Origin of the sequence: Bradyrhizobium sp. HKCCYLRH2047, assembly GCF_051168175.1 — a bacterium.
Taxonomy (GTDB): domain Bacteria; phylum Pseudomonadota; class Alphaproteobacteria; order Rhizobiales; family Xanthobacteraceae; genus Bradyrhizobium.
The window spans coordinates 766,800-784,669 of the sequence record NZ_JBNPUM010000002.1; the positions used below are offsets into that span (position 1 = coordinate 766,800).

A 17,870-nucleotide genomic window follows, 5' to 3' on the forward strand; every position below is an offset into this window, starting at 1 on the left:
TGTCATTCAAGCGGCCCTTTTTTTTGCGTCGGCGCCACCGGCCGGAATCCCTCGGACCGAGGGCGCTGCCCTCTATTCGGCCGCCGCCTGGAACGGCCCGAGGTCGCCGAGCGGCACCGTCGCCAGCACCTCCGCGAGCACGGCGAGATCGGAAGCGACCTGGGCGAAGCGAGGTCCGCGCTCCCTGCGGCGCTCATCCATGTAGATCGCGCGGTTGAGCTCGATCTGGATCGCATGCAAGCCCGTGGCCGGATTGCCGTAATGCTCGGTGATGAAGCCGCCGGCATAGGGCTTGTTGCGGCCGACCGAATAACCGAGCCGGCCGAGCACGTCCTCGACCAGATCCGGCAGCAGCGACGCGCAGCTCGTGCCGTAGCGGTCGCCGATCACCATGTCGGGCCGGCGCGGCTCGTCGCGCGAGACGCCGACCGACGGCATCGAATGACAGTCGACCAGCACCACGGTGCCGAACTGCTGGTGCACGCGGTTGATCAGCCGGCGCAGCGCGCGGTGATACGGCTTGTACAGCGTCTCGATCCGGTGCAGCGCCTCGTCGACGCTCAGCCGGTCGCGATAGATCTCCTGGCCGTCGCCGACCACGCGCGGGATCGTGCCGAGGCCGCCGGCCACCCGCATCGAGCGGGTGTTGGCAAAGCTCGGCAGCCGCCCGGTGAACATTCGCGGATCGAGCTCATAGGGCTCGCGATTGACGTCGACATAGCAGCGCGGGAAATGCACGCGAACGACCGGAAAGCCGCGCGACAGGAGATCGGCGATCAATTCGTCCATGAACGAATCTTCGGAGCGCCGCAGCGCCGGCAGATCGATTCGCGAGGCCCTCAGGAAATCGTCGGGGTAGGCCGATCCGGAGTGAGGGGAATTGAAGATGATGGGCGCGCGCCATTCGGTCGGCTCCATGATCTCGAACGGCGGCAATTCGCCATCAAAGTCCGTCATCTCTGGGCGCCGTCCCCTTGGTCACGTGCGTCGATGTCACGTCCGTTGATGCGCCGGTATCCTCCGGCCGATTCGCTCTGGACAACGCAGGTACTGCTCTCGCCAACGCGCATCTTCGATAATCCCAGCCGGTCTGCCAAGCGAAAAGCAATGAAAAAGTTCATCCCGCGTTTGGAACAACTCTGAGCTGGCATGCTGCTTCGATCGAAGACCGCGGCTTCAGCCCTCAAAATGCCTTGCCGATGTCGGATCAAAAGGCGCAATCTTTCACCCGAAATTTACCGCCCGTCAGGCTTAGTGGCGGCAACGCTCCGCCTCTCACCCGGACCAGACAACCCCTCGCCATGCACAAAATCCTGCTCGCCGAAGACGACAACGACATGCGCCGCTTCCTGGTCAAGGCATTGGAAAATGCCGGGTTCCAGGTCTCGCCCCACGACAACGGCATGTCGGCCTACCAGCGGTTGCGCGAGGAGCCGTTCGAGATGCTCTTGACCGACATTGTGATGCCGGAGATGGACGGAATCGAGCTGGCGCGCCGCGCCTCCGAGCTCGACCCGGACATCAAGATCATGTTCATCACCGGCTTCGCCGCGGTCGCCTTGAACTCCGATTCGGAGGCGCCCAAGAATGCCAAGGTGCTGTCCAAGCCGGTGCACCTGCGCGAGCTCGTCAGCGAGGTCAACAAGATGCTGGCGGCCTGAGCCGCCGGGGCCGGCGTCGCGAAGTTCAGGATTATTCCCATTTTCGCCTGTTTGCGTCCTTGCCTGCCTGCGTGGGAGCCGATATAGGGACCCCCACCCGACGAGACGTTTTGGGTTTAGGGCACGTAGCTCAGCGGGAGAGCACTACCTTGACATGGTAGGGGTCACAGGTTCGATCCCTGTCGTGCCCACCATCGGCCGAAGCGGCCGGTGACCCCCTCGGTCCACTCCGCGACCTTCGAAGAACTCGGCGCCGAGATCCAGGTGCTGTCGTTGGCTGCGCGCGATTGGCGTAGCTGCGCCGAACGTCAGGTCTACAGAGCGTCATGCCGATGGATGGTCCCATGCCGGGCCGATCTGGCGAACCTGATGTTGCCGACGAGGCCGGCTTTCCGCTCTGAACCGGAAGCAGGCATCTGGAGCGCTCCATCAGAACGTCGCCGGTGTCAGTAAGAGAGGCGTCGGCAACAGGCTAGATGACATGTGCCGCAGGCTGCACCTCGACCGTCTCGTTCCTGAGATCGAGGCTCTTCCATAATCCAAGTTCATCAGAGTCTGCGTAGGCAATGCAGAGGCAGACGTCCTCTCGCCCACCTGTTCTCCGGGCATATTCGATGCTGTGAACTGGTCCAGAAATGGATAGCGAAGAGTTCAGCGGCACGCTGACGATCATGCCGGCTTGAATCTGCCCATCCGCTATCTCGCCAGCCAGAACAAACAGCCGGCGACTTTCGATGGCGAAGGTCTCGTCGACCCAAAAACGGGACATCGAGACAACCTACATCAAGATGTCGTGCTCGTCTCGTCTTCGCTCGAGGCAAAAAACGATCGCCGATCCGAAGCTTGCTCAGAACACGTCGATCATTGGAAACCGCGGCTCGCCGGTGATGCAATCCCAGAGGTAGACGGCGAGGCCGACATCGCCGGTCCACAGCGAATAGCGGCCGCGGCCGGTGGCCATCTGGGTGCCGCGATATTGGACGATGGCGGTCATCGCGAACTGGCGCGCGCGGTCGAGCCAGACCGGATCTGTCGTGCGGCGGTGGAGCTTGAGGAAGGCGTAGCCGTTTCCGCCGGTGCCGTGGCAGAGGTTCGCGCCTTTGGTCAGCGGCCCGGCAGCCCAGGTGAAACGTCCGCCATCCAGCAGGAGCGCGTCGAACTCCGGCGTGGCAAACGGCGCGTCGGCGAAGGTGGTCACCATGCCCGGCGCGCCGTGACAGTGCTGGCAGAGGAACAGCCGCTTCTCACGCTTGCTGCGCGGACCCCATGTCGTTCCGACGTCGTAGCGCCACGCATTGGCTTCCAGCGCCTTGGGGACGAACGCGGCGACGTCCGCCTGCTGCGCCGACGTCAGCCATTCCCATCCGAGCAGCAGCGGGATGACATTGCCTGCGAAGCCATGAACCGGTCCGAGAAAGCGGTCCTTGGCGCCATACAGGTCCTGGGTCCAAAGCGGTCCCTGCGGCGTGTCCTCCAGCTCGGCCAACAGCCGTGCCGCCTGCAGCTCGAACAGCCGCCGCCACCGCGATTCACCGGTGATCCGGGCCATGTGAACCGCTGCGATCATCGATCCCGGCAGGCCCCACATCAGCTCCCGGATCGGCAGCTCGTTGTTCTTCTCGGCGTGCCAATGAATGAGGTCGGCGAGGCTCGACATCGGCTCGAGCCGCATGGCGAGCAAGGCCGCGCCCATCTCGCCACGCAGCAACGATCCATGCTTCTCGTAGTCCGCCGGCGAATGGGCCGCGTGATCGATGACCGTCCGCTCCATCAGGCGGAGCAGGACGGAGCGGAAGTCCTTGGTCGCGCGGGTCGCGCCGACGCGATGCAGGTAATCGAGGGCCCAGATGACACCCGCCGCTCCCTTGTAGAAGCTGGGATCACCGTCTGCTGTCCCGTCGTCGCTGGGGTGGGCCGGCCAGAAATTGTCGGGATCGAAATGCGCGATGGCGTCGGCTGCAATGTCCTCGATGGCGGCCAGGGCGATCGCTGCATCCCAGGGAGTTTGGATCAGCGGCCGATGCCGCCCCAACGTGATCATCGTATCGGTTCCCGGGCGCTGCTCGTCCGATCGAGCAGGCGAGCCGCAGATTGGGTTGGCGGGCAGCCTATATAAAAGTCCGCGGGCGGTACAGCGTCGGCGGATCCAAGATGGCTCGCGGCGGAGCGCAAGCCGAGCAGGAATGCAGATGCAAAGAACCCTTTCGATCAGTCGCTACATCGATGCGCCCCGGCAGGTGGTCTATCGCGCGTTGCTCGATCCGTGCGCGATCGCCAGATGGAAGGTGCCGGACGGGATGACCTGCACGCGTGCATGCGTTCGACGCCCGTGAAGGCGGCTCATTCCGGATCTCGCTCACCTATGACGTGCCGGCCGGGACCGGCAGGACGACCGCGCACACCGACACCTGTCGCGGTCGGTGCGTGAAGCTCGTCCCGGATGAGCAGTCGTCGAGGTGGACGAGTTCGAGACCACGGATCCCGCGCTGCGCGGTGGCACTGTCACGCTCGCCGATGCAGGCGACCGCACCGCGCTGCTCGGCACGCATGACGGACTGCCACGCGGCGTATCGCGCGCCGACAACGAGACCGGCTGGCGGATGGCGCTCGCGAAACTCGCGGCACTCGTCGAGGCGCGATAGGCCGGCTTTCGCGCATGCCCGCGGCAGACAGCGGTGTGCCGATCACCGGCAACCGCTGTTCAGCGAAGCCGGGGAACGCCGATCAGAAAAAGCCGGGGCTCAGATCCGTCCCGTAAGTGAGTGCCATCGCCGACACCAGCAAGATGGCGGCACAGAGCAGCAGGACGTGTTTGAGCAATTCGTGTTTGGCACCATCGGATGTTTCGGAAAATGCCTTGTAAAATACTTTGGTCAGAGTCGTCATCGCGACCTCAATCTCCTCCCGCCCTGATGTAGGTCAGGGCAGGGAGCAGAATGGTTCAGTTCGGAATGGCAGCGGCGCATCGCGGATGCCCGCCTGTTTCAGGGCGCGAACGGCCCGCGCTCAGAATGCGGCGGTGAGCCCGAGCAGGACGACGAAGGCGCCGATCGGCGGCAGGTGGCGGAAATCGCGGTGGCGCAGAACGGTCACCCACGCCGGGCGACGATCGCCGCGCCCAGCGCCAGGCCGACGACGCGAGCTGCGGGAAGCGCAATCAGAACGGCGACGACGATCTCCATCCCGCCGGTCAATGTGCTCCACCAGCCCGGGTTGCCCCATCGGACGAAATCGCGTTGAAGACGCCAGCGCCGAAGAAGGTCGCCACCAGCAGCCAGATCGAACCAGCGTGCACCATCTCAGGCGACCCCGATGAGCAGGGGCACCGCCGCCAGGACCATGATGGCGGCCGTGAGGCCGTGCATGCCGAAGGCGCTCGTCTTCGAGCCGTTCGCGGCCAGGATGATCAGCATGTCGCCGAGAGGAATGACGGCTTCCGCCAGAAGGACCAGACCGACCGCGCCGGAACTGCCGCACATCATCATCGCGAGCACCGTCAAGCCCGAGGCGATGTCCCTCACGCCCTTGAGCCGAAGCCACGCCGCCACGTCGGGGCCGCTCTCGGGCGGCGGCAGGCCGAAGCTGCGCATCGCGGTCAACGGACGTGACACATATTGCAGGCCGATGGCGATGATCGCGACCGCCAGCAGCAGCGCGAGCCCGAGCGAAACCCAGTGCATCCTACTCTCCCATTTTAGGGGCGAACGAAAATCTAGCATTGCTAGATAGTATTCTAGCGGAGCTAGATCGTCAAGCGCCGGTATGCTATTTGTCGCCCGCTGCAGGAGGTGGGGGATGGGCATCGCGGAGCGAAAGGGCAGGGACCGGGCCGAGCGCGAGCAGCGCATTGTTGTGGCAGCGCGCGCGATCGCGGAGCGTGAGGGATGGGGCGCGGTGACCATCCGCCGCCTGGCCGACGAGATCGAATACAGCCAGCCAGTGCTGTATTCGCATTTCGAGAGCAGGGACGCGATCGTGTCCGCGGTCGCTCTCGAAGGCTTCAAGGAGATCACGGCCGCACTTCAGGACGCGGCGAAACAGGCGAACGGCCGCAGCTCCGCCCTCAAGACGGTTGCGGCCGCCTATCTCGGCTTCGCGCTCGGCCGTCCTGCGCTCTACGACGCCATGTTCGTGCTGCCGACCGACCTGCGGTTCGCGGCGGCCGAGACGAGGCCGGAGCTTCGGGCGGCCTTCGATGCACTCTCAGCGGTGGTCGCGCCCTTCTGCAAGGATGCCGCGGTCGTCACCGAGACGTTCTGGGCGGCCCTTCATGGCCTCGCCGCGCTCGAACGGTCAGGACGTATCAGGCCCGCCGCGCGCGACGAACGTATCGCACGTGTCGTGCGGGCGATCGCGGGGGCTGGAAGCCGCGCACCAGCTCGCGGCTGACGCAGTCAATGTGCGTGAGATACGGTCACGCGCTGAGACCAGATGAACATCGCAGGACGCGTGAAGAAAGACGTCGGCTCACGAGGTGTCGACCGGAGCACGCGCAGGCCGACAAATGTGCTTCAACTTCAGCTCAGCTGAGGCGGACTAACGGGCGCGCCGCGCTCGCTTCAGCTCGGCGACCTGAAACTTGCCGCCGGCCAAGAGGCTGCTGCAATGCAGCCAGACCTTATTGCGATCCCAGCCTAGGAACGCCTTGGTCTCCGCACAGTCCGCATAGTGCTTGTATCTGAGCGTGTCGCTGCAGGTCGTATCGAAATGTGAGAATTCCTGGCCCGACAGGCTGCATCCGACCCAAGGCGCGTTGCCGGACTTGAAGCTTGTCTCGCAGCCGCCGTTGCAACCAGTGGCAGCTCTCTCCAGCCTGGCGAACCTGGCTTCCACAGAGCCTGGCGCAGCCGACGGCGATTGCGTCGCCTGGGATGCGGCCTGAGCGACTGGCCGTGCCCGGCGCGACGTCACCGCGCCGGCTGCGTGCTGCGGCCGATAGGGCCGTACAGCCTGCTTGGGTGCATCGACCGTGATATCGGGAAGCGTGGAGCTTTTGGTGGGCTGCGCGACCGCCGGGCTGCAGAACAGCATCGTCGCCAACACAGCAACAAATGACGGCGCGACGACACAAGACGACAATCGCATGACGGCGTCCTTCCAGGGCGGGCCAGCCGCCAGATGCATCTACTTGACTGCCATTAGATACCTATCACGCGTTCGGGAACTTGGCTACTGATAATGAGAAAGATTCTCGCTCGCGGTTGCCGCCAGCATCGTTGCTGATCGCATGCGGACGAGTTGCTCGAGCGTCGGCCCATCAGCGGACCGGCAAGTTTCGGATTGCAATCATCGTTCTGAAATTGTGCTTTATCGATTTTCAATTTTAAATTGATCATTCTTCGACCGCTGTGTTCGTCGGCCAGCGCCGCCCGGCGGCCCGTCAGACCACAGGGAATCGGGTTGGAAGTTCCTATGGAGCGGCTGCGACCGAAGCTGCTAGAACCGGCGCATTCACGAGGACAGAACGATGACAAGCAAACGCGTGGTGTTCACCGGCGGAACAGGCAAGGCGGGCCGGCATGTGCTGCCACATCTGCAGGGCAAGGGCTACGAGCTCCTCAACGTCGATCTCAAGCCGTTCGATCACCCCGGGATCAACACCCTGATCGCGGATCTGACGGACAGCGGCCAGGCCTTCAACGCGCTGACCACGCATTACGGCTTCGGCGGCTTCAACGCCGGCCGGCCGCCACGGGCGCCGGATGCGGTGGTGCATTTCGCCGCGATCCCGCGCGTGCTGATCGAGCCCGACAATGAGACCTTTCGCGTCAACACTGTCAGCACCTACAACGTCATCGAGGCTGCGGCGAAGCTCGGCGTACGCAAGATCATCATCGCCTCCAGCGAGACAACCTATGGAGTCTGCTTCGCCGAGGGCGACAAGGATTTCAGGAGCTTTCCGCTCGAGGAGGACTACGACACCGACCCGATGGACTCCTACGGCCTGTCCAAGGTCGTGAACGAAAAGACCGCGCGAGCCTTCGCCATGCGCTACGGCATCGACATCTACGCACTCCGCATCGGCAATGTCATCGAGCCGCACGAATACGACATGTTCCCGCGTTTCCTCGCCGACCCGCCGTCGCGCAAGCGCAACGCCTGGTCCTATATCGACGCGCGCGACCTCGGCGAGATCGTGCATCTGGCGATCCAGAAGGATGGTCTCGGCTTCCAGGTCTTCAACGCGGTGAATGACACGGTGACGGCCAATATGCCGACGCGCGAGCTGCTGCAGCGCTATTGCCCGAAGACTCCGATCACCCGCGACCTCGGCGAGCGCGAGGCGCCGCTGTCGAACAGGAAAGCGCGCGAAGTGCTCGGGTTCAAGGAAGAACATGATTGGCGGAAATATGTGAAGGCGGGATAGCTCATCGAGTAGGGCGGATTAGCGCAGCGTAATCCGCCTTCTTCCGCTTCGGCTGCTGCAATATGGACGGCCATTCGTGCGCGAGGCGGCGGATTACGCTGCGCTAATCCGCCCTACGGAACGTCACGCCATCCGCCGACGGATTACCAGCATCGCGAGTGACAGCACGATGGTGCCGACGATGAACACGGCCGCGGCGGACACGATCGCCGGGCTGATGTTCTCGCGGATGGTGGCGAACATCTGCCGCGCCAGGGTGCGCTGGTTGGGGCCGGCGACGAACAAGGTCAGCACGACCTCGTCGAGCGACGTCGCGAAAGCGAACAGGGCGCCGGAGATGATACCGGGCAGCGCAATCGGAAACGTCACCGTACGCAGCACCACGGCGGGCGAGGCGCCGAGGCTCGCGGCGGCGCGCTCGAGCTGGAGATCGACGCCCTGCAAGGCCGAGGAGACGTTGACGAGCACGAACGGCACGGCGACGACGGTGTGCGCGATGATGACGCCGAGATAGGTGTTGGCGAGCCCGTAGCGCGAAAACATCAGCTGCATGCCGACCCCGAGCACGACCGCCGGCACCACCATCGGCAGCAAGAACACCGTGCGCAGCGTCGAGACCAGCAGCGAGGCGCGTTTGCCGCGCAGGCCGAGCGCGGCCAGCGTGCCGAGCAGCGTTGCGAGGGCTGTGGTCCCCGAGCCGATCAGCAGGCTGTTGACGATCGACAGCCGCCAGGATTCGGCGGTGACCAGCTCGCGAAACCAGCGCGTCGAATAGCCGGGAATGGGATAGTTCAGGAACACGCTGTCGGTCAGCGACAGCGGCAGCACCGCGATCAGCGGCCCGAGCAGGAACACGACGACGGCGATCGCGAACAGCAGCTTGACGACCGGCAGGAGCTTCATGCGTGCTGCTCCTCGGCCGAGGTCAGCCGGATGTAGACGGCATAGAGCAGGATGGTCATCGCCAGCAGGACGAGGCCGAGCGCGCCGGCCATGCCCCAGTTCGCCGCGCCAGTGGCGTAATAGGCGATCACCGAGGAGATCATCTGGTCGTTGGCGCCGCCGATCAGCGCGGGGGTGATATAGTAGCCCAGCGCGGCCATGAACACGAGCAGCGCGCCGGAGACGACGCCGCGCATCGACAGCGGCAGCAGCACGTGGAGGAAGGCGCGCAGCGGATGCGCGCCGAGCGATGCCGCCGCCGGCATCAGGTTGCGCGGGATCGCGATCAGCACGCTGAAGATCGGCAGCACCATGAACGGCAGCAGCACATGCGTCATGGCGATGACGACGCCGAGCCGGTTGAACATCAGCGGGACCGGACCGGAGGTCAGGCCGAGCCCCCTCAGGGTCGCGTTGATCAGGCCGTTGTCCTGCAGCACGACGTACCAGGCCGCGGTGCGCACCAGGAGCGACGTCCACAGCGGCAGCAGCACGGCGCCGAGCAGCGCCTGCCGGCGCCAGCCTTCCACGGATGCGGCCACCATCGCGTAGGGCAGGCCGATCAGGATGCAGGCCAGCGTCACCAGCGCCGAGGTCACGAAGGTCCGGATCATGATCAGGCGGTTGGCCGAGCTGCCCTCCGGCATCGCGGCGATATCGCCGGCGGCGTCGCGCTCGAGGTCGACCGCGGCGAGCAGGTTCTTGTCGGTCCAGGGCGAGGCGACAGCGTCCGCGATGGTCATCCAATAGGATGTCTCGCTCCAGCGCGAATCGATCGCGGCGAGGTCGGCCGCGCCGTCGCCGTCGAGCGCGCGGCGGGTCTTGCCGAGCAGGCTGCGGAAGCCGGACTGCGCGCTGTTGAGGCGGCGCACGAGATCGCCGAACTGCTCGTCATTGGTCAGCCTGCGGATGTCGTCGACGAACGCGGCCTGCGCCGCTGCAGGAGGCACGCTGGTGCGGTCCCAGCGCGCCAGCGCCGTGTGGGTGCGGGGCAGGGACTCGGTCGCGACCGGATCGGACACCGCCGACTTCATCATCGTCACCAGCGGCACGACGAAGAACGACAGCATGAACGCCAGCAGCGGCGCGAGCAGCAGAGATGCCGTCAACCGTTGGCGGAGGTCTGGTCGCATGATCCCACCACCCAGACATCCGACGCCGCGAACGATAGCGCGACCTCGCTGCCGACCTCCGCGGCCTGGCCGGCACGGTCGCCCTTGATGATCAGCCGCTGCGCGCCGACCGTGGCGACCAGACGCATGTGATCGCCGAAATACACCGCGTCCATGATGCGCGCGGTCAGGCGGTTTGCGGTCGCGGCCGCATGATCGTTGATCCGGATCGCCTCGGGTCGGATCGAGACCTGCACCTTGCCGCCATCGACGCGATCAGCGCCGGCATGCGCCGAAAGCGTAAGGCCCGAGTCCGTCGTCAGCCGCATCGCCTCGCCGGCCTGCTCAGCCACCTTGCACGACAGCAGGTTGGTCTCGCCGATGAACTCGGCGACGAACGGCGTCCGCGGCAGCTCGTAGATCTCGCGCGGCGTGCCGATCTGCTCGATCCTGCCGTGGTTGAACACGGCGATGCGGTCGGACATCGTCAGCGCCTCGTCCTGGTCGTGGGTGACGAATACGATGGTGAGGCCGAGCCGGCGGTGCAGGTCGCGGATGTCGAGTTGCATCTGCTCGCGCAGCTTCTTGTCGAGCGCGCCGAGCGGCTCGTCCATCAGCACCACCTGCGGCTCGAACACCAGCGCGCGGGCCAGCGCCACGCGTTGCTGCTGGCCGCCGGAGAGCTGCGCCGGCTTGCGCTCCGCCATGGCCGACAGCTTCACCATGTCGAGCACGCGCGCGACCCGCGTGGCGATCTCGGGCTTGGGCGTGCCGCGCATCTTCAGGGGAAACGCGATGTTGTCGCGCACGCTCATGTGCGGGAACAGCGCGTAGTTCTGGAACACCACGCCCATGTTGCGCTTGTGCGGCGGGAGCCCGTCGACCCTGACGCCATTGACCGCGATCGTGCCGCTGGTCGGCTGCTCGAAGCCGGCCAGCATCATCAACAGCGTGGTCTTGCCGGAGCCGGAGGGGCCGAGCAGGGCGACGAACTCGCCGCGGGCGATATCGAGGTCGAGATCGTCGACCACGGTCAGCGCGGCGAAGCGCTTGACCACCTGCCGGAACGAGATGAAGGGGGTATCCATGACGAAGGCTTTCGGCGCGGACCTCGCCGGGACTCATACGAGGCGGGCAGGCGCGCGTCGCGACGATCGCGCGCCCGGTGTGCGGAAGCGGCGGGCCTCAGCGCGCCAGCCAGGCGTTGAAGCGCTTCGACAGCTCTTCCGAATTGTCCGTCCAGAAGCCGACGTCCAGCGCGATCGCCTGCTTCAGGTTTTCGGGGGTCGTCGGCAGCTCCGCGGCGTATTTCTCCGGCACCAGCTTGGCAGCGGCGATGTTCGGCAGGCCGTAGGCGATGTATTCCGGCAGCTTGGCCTGGTTCTCGGCCTGGCTCGCAAAGGCGATGAAGTTCATCGCGGCATCCTTGTTGGGCGAGCCCTTGAGCACGACCCAGCTGTCGACCGCATAGATGCTGCCCGGAAACACGAAGCCGAAATGCTTGCCCTCGGTGCGGTTGATGGCGGTGATGCGGCCGTTATAGACCGAGGTCATCGCGACCTGGCCGGACGACAACAGCTGCAGCGGCTGCGCGCCGGCCTCCCACCACACGATGTCGGCCTTGAGCGCGTCGAGCTTCTTGAAGGCGCGCTCGACGCCCTCTTTGGTCTTCAACACCTTGTAGACGTCGGTCGCCGGCACGCCGTCGGCCATCAGCGCGAACTCGAGCGTGTATTTGGCGCCCTTGCGCAGGCCGCGCTTGCCCGGAAACTTTGCCGTGTCCCAGAAGTCCGCCCAGGTCTTCGGCCCGTCCTTCATCTTATCGCCGTCGAACGCCATTCCGGTCGACCACACGATGGCGCCGACGCCGCAATCGCTGACGCCGGCAGGGATGAAGCCTTTCTTGTCGCCGATCTTGCTCCAGTCGATCTTCTCGTAGATGCCGTCGCTGCAGCCGAGCTCGAGCTCCTCGGCCTCGACCTGCACCGCATCCCAGTTCGGCACGCCCGCCTTCACCTTGGCCTGCAGCACGCCATAGCCGCCGTCCCAGCTCTCGTCGAGCACGGTGGCGCCGAGCTTGGCGGCGAACGGCTGGAAATAGATCTTGCGCTGCGCGTCCTGGTAGTTGCCGCCCCAGGACACGACGGTGAGATCACGCGCCTGCGCCGAAACGAGGAGACCTAGGATCGCGGCTGCGGTCACCAGCACCGTCTTCGACACGGTTGCGGCTGCGCCTCTGACAGGCCGATCCGTCGCGTTCGACGCTGTTGCCGTCGTGGAGTTGGTCCGCAGAAAAAGCATGCTCGATGATCCCGGGCGCTTGAAAGGTTCAAAAAAGCTATCGGCTGGACCAAGCCCTGGCAAGCGCGAGTTTTGATCGTCACGTGATGCTATTTTGGCGTTCATGCGCTGCATCAGCGACGTTGCGGCGAAGCGCTAATGGATCCGGTTCGCGTGGCAGGGGCGCCGTGCGGCCGCCCGTCCGCTTCACCGCAACGCATGATCTTGATCACGGTTGCGGTTTCACCCGATGTCCATCTCGGTCGACGGCGCTTCCTCATATCTCAGGAGGTCTCCGGGCTGGCAGCCGAGAAACCGGCAGATCCGCTCGAGGGTCTCGAAGCGCACACCCTTCACCTTGCCTTGTTTGAGCAGGGACAGGTTGGCCTCGGTGATCCCGACATACTCGGCCAGATCTTTGGACTTCACATTGCGTTCGGCGAGCATCACGCCCAGCCGCACTCGGATCGGCATGTCCTGTCCTTCAGACGAATTGCTTGTTTTCGTCGGCGATCTCCAGCGCCTCCGTCATCACCCAGGCGATGACCGCAACCGTCCCTGCGAAAATCAGCGCTATGAGCGTATCCGATCCGACGCTCAGCGCGAGGGTCTTCGCTCCCGCGGGCTGACGGAAGCTCAGGACGACCGACAGCGCTGCACCGGCCGGCGGTTTCAGCAGGGCTGATGCCGCGACAGCGATCGCAAACGTCTTCAGCTGTCTGATCGACTCCCGCGAGAAGATGCGGCCGGCGGCGAAGGCGTCGAAGCAACGACGTCCGCTCAGCAGGCCCCAGATCAGCGTGCCCAGCGGGACCATGGCGATGCCGAACGCGAGGGCCCGTGTGGACGAGTCGATCTCGGTCACCGGCGCATTCGGGAGCCCGGCGTGGCTGAACAGCGTGGGCGTGGGCGTCAAAGCCCAGTAGAGCACCATTGCCGCGGCGAGCAATCCGGAAGTGACGAGACAGCCCGCCGCCATCAGTTGGCTCATCCGGCGAATGCGATTGCTGCGTCTGTGACGCGCGGCCGTCGTGCCGAACGTCTCTGCTGCCTGCGTCATCGTTGGACGTCTCCCTGTTGACCAATCTCTCGGCGACCGTCGATAGTTTGGTCTAAAAATTATCGTTTGACAATAATTTATTTTCGCTAGACAGGTTGACCGTTCACTCAGGAGCCAACTCATGTCTCGTTGTCAGGCCAAACTCGCCATAACGTTCATCGCCGCCGCGTCTGCTGTTGTGACGATGTCCCCATCCAGCGCCGCGCCATCCACCTCCCGCGGCCTGATATCGGTCGCGCAGGTGGTTCAGATGCTGGAGCAGGCGCCGACCGACCGGACGGCCCAGCAGGTCCTCACCGCCTACCTTGCCGGCGTCGGCGAGGCCGCCGGCGCAGTCGCCAGCATGGAGCGCGCGACCTGCCGCACCTCGTTGAACTTGAGCGCGGCGACTGTCGGGCAGGCGCTGAGCTCCGCTGCCGCAGCGCAGGACGCGGCGGAAACGCCGGCAACGCCTTTGATCGTCAGGGACATGCTCGATCGCGCAGGATGCAAGCGCCCATGAGCTGTTCCGGCGCACTAGCCATCACGCGCCAAAGCCGGTCTTCGCCATGAATGTCGTTACTTCGTGTTTTGCCGCGGCTTCGTTCAAAGGCGCGCGTGCTGGCCATTGATGCGGCGCCAAGGCGCGCCGCTACAGGCCGGCGCCGCAGCCATCGCGCTCCGGGCAGCTCTGCGATAGCGACGGATCACGTGCTGCCGAATTGTCGACGACCAGGCCCACCGCGGGGCGTGAGCTGGCTGTAGCGCTGACCGGGCCGGCGAGACGGCGAAATCCTCCATGTGCTCCGATGCGCTGAAAACCCTCGGCCGTCTTCATCAGCCGGGCTGCCACCATTTGATTCAAAAAATCCATGTTGCAACTCCTTGTGGTCAAATGACCCGGCGGCCTGGTGCGGGACAGGCCGCCGGGTCGGCGCAACGTGCTGGAGTTGGCGTCCTCCATCCCGCTGCGCTGGTCTGTGATCCGTTTCACAGTCCTGTAGAATTGATCGTTAAACGGATCATCGGGGAGCGTGATGGGGGGCGCCGACTGCCATTTGTCTCTACGAATCAAGAGACGATCGCGTTTCCGGGCCCTCGACATCACGCGCGTTCACATTCCTGTTTACTCCGCGGGCTGAGCCGCCACCGTGCCGTGGCCGCCATGCTGGGTGAGGGGCTTCATCCCGGTCAGTGTTCGCAGCAGCACGTAGAACACAGGCGTCAGGAACAGGCCGAACACGGTGACGCCGATCATGCCGGAGAACACCGCGACGCCCATCGCGCGCCGCATCTCGGAGCCTGCGCCGGTCGACAGCACCAGCGGCAGCACGCCCATGATGAACGCCATCGAGGTCATCAGGATCGGCCGCAGCCGCAGGCGGCTGGCCTCGATCGCGGCGCGCAGCGGTGTGCGCCCGGCGAATTCGAGCTCGCGCGCGAATTCGACGATCAGGATCGCGTTCTTGGCCGAGAGGCCGACGAGCACGATCAGGCCGATCTGGGTGAAGATGTTGTTGTCGCCCTTCGAGAGGTAGACGCCGAACATCGCCGCCAGCAGCGCCATCGGAACGATCATCAGGATCGCGAGCGGCAAGGTCAGGCTCTCGTACAGCGCGGCCAGCACCAGGAACACCAGCAGGATCGCCAGCGGAAATACCCAGAGTCCGGAGTTGCCGGCGATGAACTCCTGATAGGTCAGGTCGGTCCATTCGAAGGCAAAGCCCGGCGGCAGCACCTCGGCCGCGATCCGCTCGGCCGCCGCCTGCGCCTGGCCCGAGGAGAAGCCGGGCGCCGCCGCGGCGTTGATGTCCGACGATAGGAAGCCGTTGTAGCGGATGGCGCGCTCGGGCCCGGCGCTCTGCCTGATGTTCAGCAGCGCCGACAGCGGCACCATGTCGCCGGAGGCGGAGCGCACCTTGAGCTGGCGGATATCGTCGGCACGGGCGCGGAACGGCGCGTCGGCCTGCACGCGCACCGAATAGGTGCGGCCGAACTTGTTGAAGTCGTTCACGTAGTAGGAGCCGAGGTAGATCTGCAGGGTGTTGAACACCTCGGTGACGGGCACGCCGAGCTGCAGCGCCTTGGTGCGGTCGATGTCGGCGAACAGCTGCGGCACGTTGACCTGGAAGCTCGAGAACGCGCCGGCGATCTCCGGGGACTTCTGCAAGGCTGCCATGAAGGCGGTGGTGACGTCGTTCAGGGCCTCGTAGCCGCGGCCGGCGCGATCCTCGATCTGCAGCTTGAAGCCGCCGATGGTGCCGAGACCGTTGACCGGCGGCGGCGGGAACATCGCGATGAAGGCATCCTGAATGCCCGCGTACTTCTTGTTGAGCTGCATCGCCAGCGCCGGCCCCGACAGCGCCGGGTCCTTGCGCTCGTCGAACGGCTTCAACCCGGAGAACACGATGCCGGCATTCGAGGAGTTGGTGAAGCCGGAGATCGACAGGCCCGGAAAGGCAATCGAGCTCTCGACACCGGGCTGCGTCAGCGCGATGTCGCTCATCTTGCGGATCACCTCCTCGGAGCGATCGAGCGTAGCGCCGTCCGGCAGCCGCGCGAAGCCGACCAGATATTGCTTGTCCTGGCCGGGCACGAAGCCGCCCGGCACCTGCTTAAACAGCAACGCGGTGGCGCCGACCAGCAGCACATAGAGCATCATCACGGCGGCCTTGCCGCTGATCACCTTGGAGACGCTGCCGCTGTAGTTCTCGGATGCGCGGACGAAGGTGCGGTTGAAGCCGCGGAAGAACCAGCCGAGGCTCTTGTCGAGAATCCGCGTGAGGCGGTCCTTCGGATCATGGTGACCCTTGAGCAGCAGCGCCGACAGCGCCGGCGACAAGGTCAGCGAGTTGACCGCGGAGATCACGGTGGAGATCGCGATCGTCAGCGCGAACTGCTTGTAGAACTGCCCGGTGAGGCCGGAGATGAAGGCGAGCGGCACGAACACCGCGACCAGCACCAGAGCGATCGCGATGATCGGTCCCGACACCTCGCGCATCGCCTGATATGTGGCGTCACGCGGCGACAGGCCGCTCTCGATGTTGCGCTCGACGTTCTCCACGACGACGATGGCGTCGTCGACGACGATGCCGATCGCGAGCACCAGGCCGAACAGGCTGAGCGCGTTGATCGAGAAGCCGAACAGATGCATCACCGCGAAGGTGCCGACGATCGAGACGGGGACAGCCAGCAGCGGGATGATCGAGGCACGCCAGGTCTGCAGGAACAGGATCACGACGATCACGACCAGCACGATGGCCTCGAAAAGTGTGTGCACGACGGCCTCGATCGAGGAGCGCACGAACTGCGTCGGGTCATAGACGATGTGGTACTCGACGCCTTCCGGCATCGTCTTCTTGATCTCGGCCATGGTGGCGCGGACGTTGTCCGAGATCTGCAGCGCGTTGGAGCCGGGCGCCTGGAAGATCGGGATCGCCACGGCCTGCTTGTTGTCGAGCAGCGAGCGCAGGCCGTACTCGGAGGCGCCGAGCTCGATGCGGGCGACGTCGCGCAGCCGCGTGACCTCGCCATGCGCGCCGGTCTTGACCACGATGTCGGCGAACTGGTCCTCGTTGGACAGCCGGCCCTCGGCATTGACCGAGAGCTGCAGATCGAGCCCCTTGACGCTCGGCGATGCCCCGACCACGCCGGCCGCGGCCTCGACGTTCTGGGCCTGGATCGCCTTGACGATGTCGGACGCGGAGAGGCCGTGCTCGGCCGCCTTCTGCGGATCGACCCACACCCGCATCGAATAGTCGCCGGCGCCGAACAGCTGCACGTCGCCGACGCCGTCGATGCGCGCCAGCCGGTCCTTGACGTTGAGCACCGCGTAGTTGCGCAGATAGGTCGTGTCGTAGCGGCCGTTCGGCGAAATCAGATGCACGACCATGGTGAGGTCGGGCGAGCTCTTCTTGGTGATGACACCGAGCTGCCGCACCACGGCGGGCAGCCGCGGCTCGGCCTGCTGCACGCGGTTCTGCACCAGTTGGGTGGCCTTGTCCGGATCGGTGCCGAGCTTGAAGGTGACCGTGAGCGTCATCGCGCCGTCGGTGGTCGCCTGGCTGCTCATATAGAGCATGTTCTCGACGCCGTTGATCTGCTCCTCGATCGGCGTCGCCACCGTCTCGGCGATCACCTTCGGATTGGCGCCGGGATAGGTCGCGCGCACCACCACCGAGGGCGGCACGACGTCGGGATATTCGGAGATCGGCATGGAGAACAGCGCGATCAAGCCGCCGAGAAAGATCAGCGTCGACAGCACGCCTGCGAAGATCGGCCGATCGATGAAGAATTTGGAGAGGTTCATGGGAGGCCCCGTGGTCGGGAGACTTCAGCGCGTGGCTGACGTTGTTAGTTGTCGGTAGGCTTGTTCAAAGACGCTGAGCGGCGCCAAATAGGATCTCGCTGTCGCCTCACCCTCGGCGTCGTCCCGGCGAACGCCGGGACCCATACCGCGGAAGGCCAGT

Annotated in this window: 19 protein-coding genes and 1 tRNA gene; 6 read left to right on the forward strand and 14 right to left on the reverse strand. The window is 65.1% G+C overall.

The genetic code is table 11. The annotated features are described in order from the left end of the window. Positions 1-72 precede the first annotated feature (72 nt). Positions 73-957 carry an N-formylglutamate amidohydrolase gene (locus ACQR1D_RS07030; protein WP_315801832.1) on the reverse strand — a complete coding sequence of 295 codons (885 nt, stop codon included), beginning with the start codon at positions 955-957 and terminating at the stop codon, positions 73-75. Positions 958-1,301: 344 nt separating this feature from the next. On the opposite strand from ACQR1D_RS07030, the gene cpdR reads away from it, so the two are divergent. Continuing rightward, positions 1,302-1,661, forward strand: a complete 360-nt coding sequence (gene cpdR / locus ACQR1D_RS07035; RefSeq protein WP_006610087.1) for a cell cycle two-component system response regulator CpdR — start codon at positions 1,302-1,304, stop codon at positions 1,659-1,661. Positions 1,662-1,780: 119 nt separating this feature from the next. Beyond that, positions 1,781-1,855 (forward strand) — tRNA-Val (locus tag ACQR1D_RS07040). A gap of 278 nt (positions 1,856-2,133) precedes the next feature. Here the strand turns inward: ACQR1D_RS07040 and ACQR1D_RS07045 are convergent. Then, complete coding sequence (locus tag ACQR1D_RS07045) at positions 2,134-2,430, reverse strand: hypothetical protein (RefSeq protein WP_434839661.1); 297 nt, start codon at positions 2,428-2,430, stop codon at positions 2,134-2,136. Positions 2,431-2,508: 78 nt separating this feature from the next. Beyond that, positions 2,509-3,702, reverse strand: coding sequence for a lanthionine synthetase C family protein (locus ACQR1D_RS07050; RefSeq protein WP_434839662.1), 1,194 nt, complete (start codon positions 3,700-3,702; stop codon positions 2,509-2,511). 415 nt (positions 3,703-4,117) lie between these two features. Here ACQR1D_RS07050 and ACQR1D_RS07055 point away from each other — a divergent pair, with 415 nt between their 5' ends. Continuing rightward, on the forward strand, positions 4,118-4,303 hold the full coding sequence (locus ACQR1D_RS07055) for an SRPBCC domain-containing protein (protein ID WP_434839663.1): 186 nt from the start codon (positions 4,118-4,120) through the stop codon (positions 4,301-4,303). 82 nt (positions 4,304-4,385) lie between these two features. On the opposite strand, the gene ACQR1D_RS07060 is transcribed toward ACQR1D_RS07055, so the two are convergent. Further along, positions 4,386-4,547 carry a hypothetical protein gene (locus tag ACQR1D_RS07060; RefSeq protein WP_434839664.1) on the reverse strand — a complete coding sequence of 54 codons (162 nt, stop codon included), beginning with the start codon at positions 4,545-4,547 and terminating at the stop codon, positions 4,386-4,388. 413 nt (positions 4,548-4,960) lie between these two features. Then, the gene (locus ACQR1D_RS07065) at positions 4,961-5,341 is read right to left on the reverse strand and encodes a DUF4267 domain-containing protein (protein ID WP_434839665.1); all 381 of its coding nucleotides are present in this window, start codon (positions 5,339-5,341) and stop codon (positions 4,961-4,963) included. Between the two features lie 115 nt (positions 5,342-5,456). Here ACQR1D_RS07065 and ACQR1D_RS07070 point away from each other — a divergent pair, with 115 nt between their 5' ends. After that, positions 5,457-6,050 (forward strand): TetR/AcrR family transcriptional regulator, encoded by a 594-nt coding sequence (locus ACQR1D_RS07070; protein ID WP_434839666.1) that lies wholly within the window; start codon positions 5,457-5,459, stop codon positions 6,048-6,050. A gap of 147 nt (positions 6,051-6,197) precedes the next feature. Here ACQR1D_RS07070 and ACQR1D_RS07075 read toward each other — a convergent pair whose 3' ends face one another. Beyond that, positions 6,198-6,785 carry a hypothetical protein gene (locus ACQR1D_RS07075; protein WP_315801847.1) on the reverse strand — a complete coding sequence of 196 codons (588 nt, stop codon included), beginning with the start codon at positions 6,783-6,785 and terminating at the stop codon, positions 6,198-6,200. Between the two features lie 343 nt (positions 6,786-7,128). Between ACQR1D_RS07075 and ACQR1D_RS07080 the strand changes: the two genes are divergently transcribed. After that, the gene (locus ACQR1D_RS07080) at positions 7,129-8,028 is read left to right on the forward strand and encodes an NAD-dependent epimerase/dehydratase family protein (protein WP_315801848.1); all 900 of its coding nucleotides are present in this window, start codon (positions 7,129-7,131) and stop codon (positions 8,026-8,028) included. 123 nt (positions 8,029-8,151) lie between these two features. Here the strand turns inward: ACQR1D_RS07080 and ACQR1D_RS07085 are convergent, their stop codons facing one another. The 6 genes from ACQR1D_RS07085 to ACQR1D_RS07110 all read right to left on the reverse strand — a co-directional run bounded on the left by ACQR1D_RS07085 (position 8,152) and on the right by ACQR1D_RS07110 (position 13,422). Then, entirely contained in the window at positions 8,152-8,931 is a 780-nt protein-coding gene (locus ACQR1D_RS07085; protein ID WP_434839667.1) for an ABC transporter permease, read from the reverse strand. Continuing rightward, complete coding sequence (locus tag ACQR1D_RS07090; RefSeq protein WP_434839698.1) at positions 8,928-10,040, reverse strand: ABC transporter permease; 1,113 nt, start codon at positions 10,038-10,040, stop codon at positions 8,928-8,930. Before ACQR1D_RS07090 ends, ACQR1D_RS07085 begins: the two co-directional genes overlap by 4 nt. Positions 10,041-10,075: 35 nt before the next feature. Beyond that, positions 10,076-11,170 (reverse strand): ABC transporter ATP-binding protein, encoded by a 1,095-nt coding sequence (locus ACQR1D_RS07095; RefSeq protein ID WP_315801850.1) that lies wholly within the window; start codon positions 11,168-11,170, stop codon positions 10,076-10,078. A gap of 97 nt (positions 11,171-11,267) precedes the next feature. Continuing rightward, positions 11,268-12,383, reverse strand: coding sequence for an ABC transporter substrate-binding protein (locus ACQR1D_RS07100; RefSeq protein ID WP_434839668.1), 1,116 nt, complete (start codon positions 12,381-12,383; stop codon positions 11,268-11,270). 222 nt (positions 12,384-12,605) lie between these two features. Then, on the reverse strand, positions 12,606-12,836 hold the full coding sequence (locus ACQR1D_RS07105; protein WP_434839669.1) for a helix-turn-helix domain-containing protein: 231 nt from the start codon (positions 12,834-12,836) through the stop codon (positions 12,606-12,608). Positions 12,837-12,846: 10 nt separating this feature from the next. Further along, on the reverse strand, positions 12,847-13,422 hold the full coding sequence (locus ACQR1D_RS07110; protein WP_434839670.1) for a DUF2975 domain-containing protein: 576 nt from the start codon (positions 13,420-13,422) through the stop codon (positions 12,847-12,849). 250 nt (positions 13,423-13,672) lie between these two features. On the opposite strand from ACQR1D_RS07110, the gene ACQR1D_RS07115 reads away from it, so the two are divergent. After that, positions 13,673-13,924 (forward strand): hypothetical protein, encoded by a 252-nt coding sequence (locus ACQR1D_RS07115; protein ID WP_434839671.1) that lies wholly within the window; start codon positions 13,673-13,675, stop codon positions 13,922-13,924. A gap of 129 nt (positions 13,925-14,053) precedes the next feature. Here ACQR1D_RS07115 and ACQR1D_RS07120 read toward each other — a convergent pair whose 3' ends face one another. Beyond that, complete coding sequence (locus ACQR1D_RS07120) at positions 14,054-14,275, reverse strand: hypothetical protein (RefSeq protein WP_434839672.1); 222 nt, start codon at positions 14,273-14,275, stop codon at positions 14,054-14,056. Between the two features lie 252 nt (positions 14,276-14,527). Beyond that, a complete protein-coding gene (locus tag ACQR1D_RS07125; RefSeq protein ID WP_434839673.1) occupies positions 14,528-17,710 on the reverse strand; it encodes an efflux RND transporter permease subunit in 3,183 nt (1,060 codons plus the stop codon). Positions 17,711-17,870 lie beyond the last annotated feature (160 nt).